This window comes from Kocuria sp. WN036, from assembly GCF_002287015.1.
GTDB lineage: Bacteria > Actinomycetota > Actinomycetes > Actinomycetales > Micrococcaceae > Kocuria > Kocuria rosea.
The window spans coordinates 1-5,404 of sequence record NZ_NSKF01000055.1 but is presented as its reverse complement, the minus strand read 5'-3'; the positions used below and the strand labels follow the sequence as shown (position 1 = coordinate 5,404).

Genomic DNA, 5,404 nt, shown 5'->3' with positions numbered 1-5,404 from the left:
TGGGGGTGGGGGTGTGGTGTAAGTTGTCGGCTTATTAGTACCGGTCGGCTGCACACGTCGTTGGTTCGTGCTTCCACCTCCGGCCTATCAACCCAGTGGTCTAGCTGGGGGCCTCTCACACACTAGGTGCGTGGAAATCTCATCTCGAAGCGAGCTTCCCGCTTAGATGCTTTCAGCGGTTATCTCTTCCGAACGTAGCGAAGCAGCGGTGCACCTGGCGGTACAACTGCCATACCAGAGGTTCGTCCGTCCCGGTCCTCTCGTACTAAGGACAGGTCTTCTCAAATTTCCTGCGCGCGCAGCGGATAGGGACCGAACTGTCTCACGACGTTCTGAACCCAGCTCGCGTACCGCTTTAATGGGCGAACAGCCCAACCCTTGGGACCAACTCCAGCCCCAGGATGCGACGAGCCGACATCGAGGTGCCAAACCATGCCGTCGATATGGACTCTTGGGCAAGATCAGCCTGTTATCCCCGAGGTACCTTTTATCCGTTGAGCGACGGCCATTCCACAATGTACCGCCGGATCACTAGTCCCGACTTTCGTCCCTGCTCGAGCTGTCGCTCTCACAGTCAAGCTCCCTTGTGCACTTACACTCGACACCTGATTGCCAACCAGGCTGAGGGAACCTTTGGGCGCCTCCGTTACTCTTTAGGAGGCAACCGCCCCAGTTAAACTACCCATCAGGCACTGTCCCTGACCCGGATCACGGGCCGAAGTTAGATGTCCAGAGTGACCAGAGTGGTATTTCAACGTTGACTCCACGTGCACTGGCGTGCCCGCTTCACCGTCTCCCACCTATCCTACACAAGCCACACCGAACACCAATACCAAACTATAGTAAAGGTCTCGGGGTCTTTCCGTCCTGCTGCGCGTAACGAGCATCTTTACTCGTACTGCAATTTCGCCGAGTTCATGGTTGAGACAGCGGGGAAGTCGTTACTCCATTCGTGCAGGTCGGAACTTACCCGACAAGGAATTTCGCTACCTTAGGATGGTTATAGTTACCACCGCCGTTTACTGGGGCTTAAATTCTCCGCTTCGCCGTGAGGCTAACAGGTCCTCTTAACCTTCCAGCACCGGGCAGGAGTCAGTCCGTATACATCGTCTTGCGACTTCGCACGGACCTGTGTTTTTGATAAACAGTCGCTTCCCCCTGGTCTCTGCGGCCCTTACCCGCTCGCACCAGCAAGTGGTGTCCACGGTCGGGGCCCCCCTTCTCCCGAAGTTACGGGGGCATTTTGCCGAGTTCCTTAACCATGATTCTCTCGATCGCCTTAGTATTCTCTACCTGATCACCTGTGTCGGTTTGGGGTACGGGCGGCTGGAACCTCGCGTCGATGCTTTTCTCGGCAGCATAGGATCACCGAATCCCCCCACGAATGGGGGTCCCGTCACGTCTCAGGCTCAATGATCCGCGGATTTGCCAACGGATCGCCCTACACGCTTAGACCGGGTCTACCATCGCCCGGCTCGGCTACCTTCCTGCGTCACACCTGTTAATACGCTTACCTCCCCGGTTCAGGTCCCACGCTCCCCGGTGCCGGCGGCGACCAATGGTCACCGCATGGCCCGGTTCGGGTGGTTAGTGTCCCCGGTTCGATAGGGGCGGTTCTTCGCCGGTACGGGAATATCAACCCGTTGTCCATCGACTACGCCTGTCGGCCTCGCCTTAGGTCCCGACTGACCCAGGGCAGATTAGCTTGACCCTGGAACCCTTGATCATCCGGCGGACGGGTTTCTCACCCGTCATTCGCTACTCATGCCTGCATTCTCACTCGTGTGGGCTCCACCACTGGGTCACCCCGCAGCTTCACTGCCCACACGACGCTCCCCTACCCATCGCACCACCTGAACCGGTCCGAAGACCGGTTGGGTATCATTGGTGCAATGCCACAACTTCGGCGGTGTACTTGAGCCCCGCTACATTGTCGGCGCGGAATCACTTGACCAGTGAGCTATTACGCACTCTTTCAAGGGTGGCTGCTTCTAAGCCAACCTCCTGGTTGTCTAAGCAACTCCACATCCTTTCCCACTTAGCACACGCTTAGGGGCCTTAGTTGGTGGTCTGGGCTGTTTCCCTCTCGACTATGAAGCTTATCCCCCACAGTCTCACTGCTACGCTCTCACTTACCGGCATTCGGAGTTTGGCTGACGTCAGTAACCTTGTAGGGCCCATCGGCCATCCAGTAGCTCTACCTCCGGCAAGAAACACGTAACGCTGCACCTAAATGCATTTCGGGGAGAACCAGCTATCACGAAGTTTGATTGGCCTTTCACCCCTACCCACAGCTCATCCCCTCCATTTTCAACTGAAGTGGGTTCGGTCCTCCACGCGCTCTTACACGCGCTTCAACCTGGCCATGGGTAGATCACTTCGCTTCGGGTCTAGATCACGCCACTCACTCGCCCTGTTCAGACTCGCTTTCGCTACGGATACCCCTCACGGGTTAACCTCGCGACGTAACACTAACTCGCAGGCTCATTCTTCAAAAGGCACGCCGTCACCTTGTAGGGCTCCGACGGTTTGTAGGCACACGGTTTCAGGTACTATTTCACTCCCCTCCCGGGGTACTTTTCACCTTTCCCTCACGGTACTGGTCCGCTATCGGTCATCAGGTAGTATTTAGGCTTACCAGGTGGTCCTGGCAGATTCACACGGGATTTCTCGGGCCCCGTGCTACTTGGGTACGCGTACCGTGCGGCAGCAACGATTTCGTCTACGGGACTCTCACCCTCTCCGGTCCGGCACTCACACCGGTTCGACTATCGCCCTGCACTCACACGCCCGGGCCGGCAGACCCGGGACGACACGCCCCACGACCCCGATGATGCAACCCCTGCCGGGTATCACACACCATCGGTTTGGCCTCTTCCGCGTTCGCTCGCCACTACTGACGGAATCACTGTTGTTTTCTCTTCCTGTGGGTACTGAGATGTTTCACTTCCCCACGTTCCCTCCACACACCCTATGAATTCAGGTGCGGGTCACCACGCATAACACGCGGCGGGGTTTCCCCATTCGGAGACCCTCGGATCACAGCTCGTTTATCAGCTCCCCGAGGCTTATCGCAGATTACCGCGTCCTTCATCGGCTCCTGATGCCAAGGCATCCACCGTGCGCCCTTAAAAACTTGCCACATGATCACAGAACACACCGATACCACCACCACCACACCCCTAGGGGTACGGCAGCGGTATCTCGGCGATCAATCACGAACACGGCACCACAACCCACCAGACACACCCCCGACCCTTGCGGGAAGAGGAAACCGTCCGGCTGCCTGCGGCACCTGTTCTTAAGATGCTCGCGTCCACTATACAGTTCTCAAACAACAACCCGCACACCCTGCACACTGGTGGTTAGCGGCCCCCGAAAGGGGACACGACCACCGGCAGGACGCCGGGAACCCAGACACAACACCCCCACCCCCACCAAAGGGGACGGGGCCTGTTGTCTCAGGACCCAATAGTGCGCCACGGACCACACCCACCACCGGACCGGTTCTCTTCCACCACCCACACCGGAGGAACCCCACAGGGTCCACCACGATGGGACAGGTACTAGGACCCGACCCGGCCGGCAACCCCCACATCCCCCGGATCGGAACCCGGGAAGCACAGGAGGAGTGCGGCCACTTGCTCGTTGATATTCCACCCATGAGCTCACCCCACCAGCACCACGGACGGGCACTGAAGCGGGGGCGACCACCACACGGCGGTCAACGGCTCCTTAGAAAGGAGGTGATCCAGCCGCACCTTCCGGTACGGCTACCTTGTTACCACTTAGTCGCAATCCCCAGTCCCACCTTCGACGGCTCCCTCCCACAAGGGGTTAGGCCACCGGCTTCGGGTGTTACCAACTTTCGTGACTTGAGGGGCGGTGTGTAGAAGGCCCGGGAACGTATTCACCGCAGCGTTGCTGATCTGCGATTACTAGCGACTCCGACTTCATGAGGTCGAGTTGCAGACCTCAATCCGAACTGAGACCGGCTTTTTGGGATTAGCTCGACCTCACAGTATCGCAACCCTTTGTACCGGCCATTGTAGCATGCGTGATGCCCAAGACATAAGGGGCATGATGATTAGACGTCATCCCCACCATCCTCCGAGTTGACCCCGGCAGTCTCCTATGAGTCCCCACCATCACGTGCTGGCAACATAGAACGAGGGTTGCGCTCGTTGCGGGACTTAACCCAACATCTCACGACACGAGCTGACGACAACCATGCACCACCTGTCCACCAGCCCCGAAGCGAAACCCCATCTCTGGGGCCGTCCGGTGAATGTCAAGCCTTGGTAAGGTTCTTCCCGTTGCATCGAATTAATCCGCATGCTCCGCCGCTTGTGCGGGCCCCCGTCAATTCCAATGTGTTTTTGCCTTGCGGCCGTACTCCCCAGGCCGCGCACTTAATGCGTTAGCTACGGCGGGGAAAACGTGGAATGTCCCCCACACCTAGTGCCCAACGTTTACGGCATGGACTACCAGGGTATCTAATCCTGTTCGCTCCCCATGCTTTCGCTCCTCAGCGTCAGTAACAGCCCAGAGACCTGCCTTCGCCATCGGTGTTCCTCCTGATATCTGCGCATTTCACCGCTACACCAGGAATTCCAGTCTCCCCTACTGCACTCTAGTCTGCCCGTACCGACTGCAGACCCGGGGTTGAGCCCCGGGCTTTCACAGCAGACGCGACAAACCGCCTACGAGCTCTTTACGCCCAATAATTCCGGACAACGCTTGCGCCCTACGTATTACCGCGGCTGCTGGCACGTAGTTAGCCGGCGCTTCTTCTGCAGGTACCGTCACTCTCGCTTCTTCCCTACTGAAAGAGGTTTACAACCCGAAGGCCGTCATCCCTCACGCGGCGTCGCTGCATCAGGCTTCCGCCCATTGTGCAATATTCCCCACTGCTGCCTCCCGTAGGAGTCTGGGCCGTGTCTCAGTCCCAGTGTGGCCGGTCACCCTCTCAGGCCGGCTACCCGTCGTCGCCTTGGTGAGCCATTACCCCACCAACAAGCTGATAGGCCGTGAGCCCATCCAAAACCAGTAAAACCCTTTCCACCACCCACCATGCGGTTAGAGGTAGTATCCACTATTAGACCCAGTTTCCCAGGCTTATCCCAGAGTCAACGGGAGGTTACTCAGGTATTACTCACCCCTTCGCCACTAATCCGCCGAGCAAGCTGGGCATCATCGTTCCACTTGCATGTGTTAAGCACGCCGCGAGCGTTCGTCCTGAGCCAGGATCAAACTCTCCGTCAAAAAAACAACGAAAACATCAAACCCCGGCTGAAAATGTCGCCACCACCCCACGGAGGCAGGACGGCGACAACCAATCAACCGAATAAAACATCCGGTATCAACAAACATGGCACACTATTGAGTTCTCAAACAACAGACC

Annotated in this window: 2 rRNA genes; both read right to left on the bottom strand. The window is 57.7% G+C overall.

What is annotated here, in order from left to right:
- Nucleotides 1-14 precede the first annotated feature (14 nt).
- Nucleotides 15-3,142 (bottom strand): 23S ribosomal RNA (locus tag CK505_RS17875).
- A 597-nt stretch (nt 3,143-3,739) separates the two neighbouring features.
- Nucleotides 3,740-5,265 (bottom strand): 16S ribosomal RNA (locus tag CK505_RS17870).
- Together the 16S and 23S rRNA genes form the textbook arrangement of a ribosomal RNA operon.
- Nucleotides 5,266-5,404 lie beyond the last annotated feature (139 nt).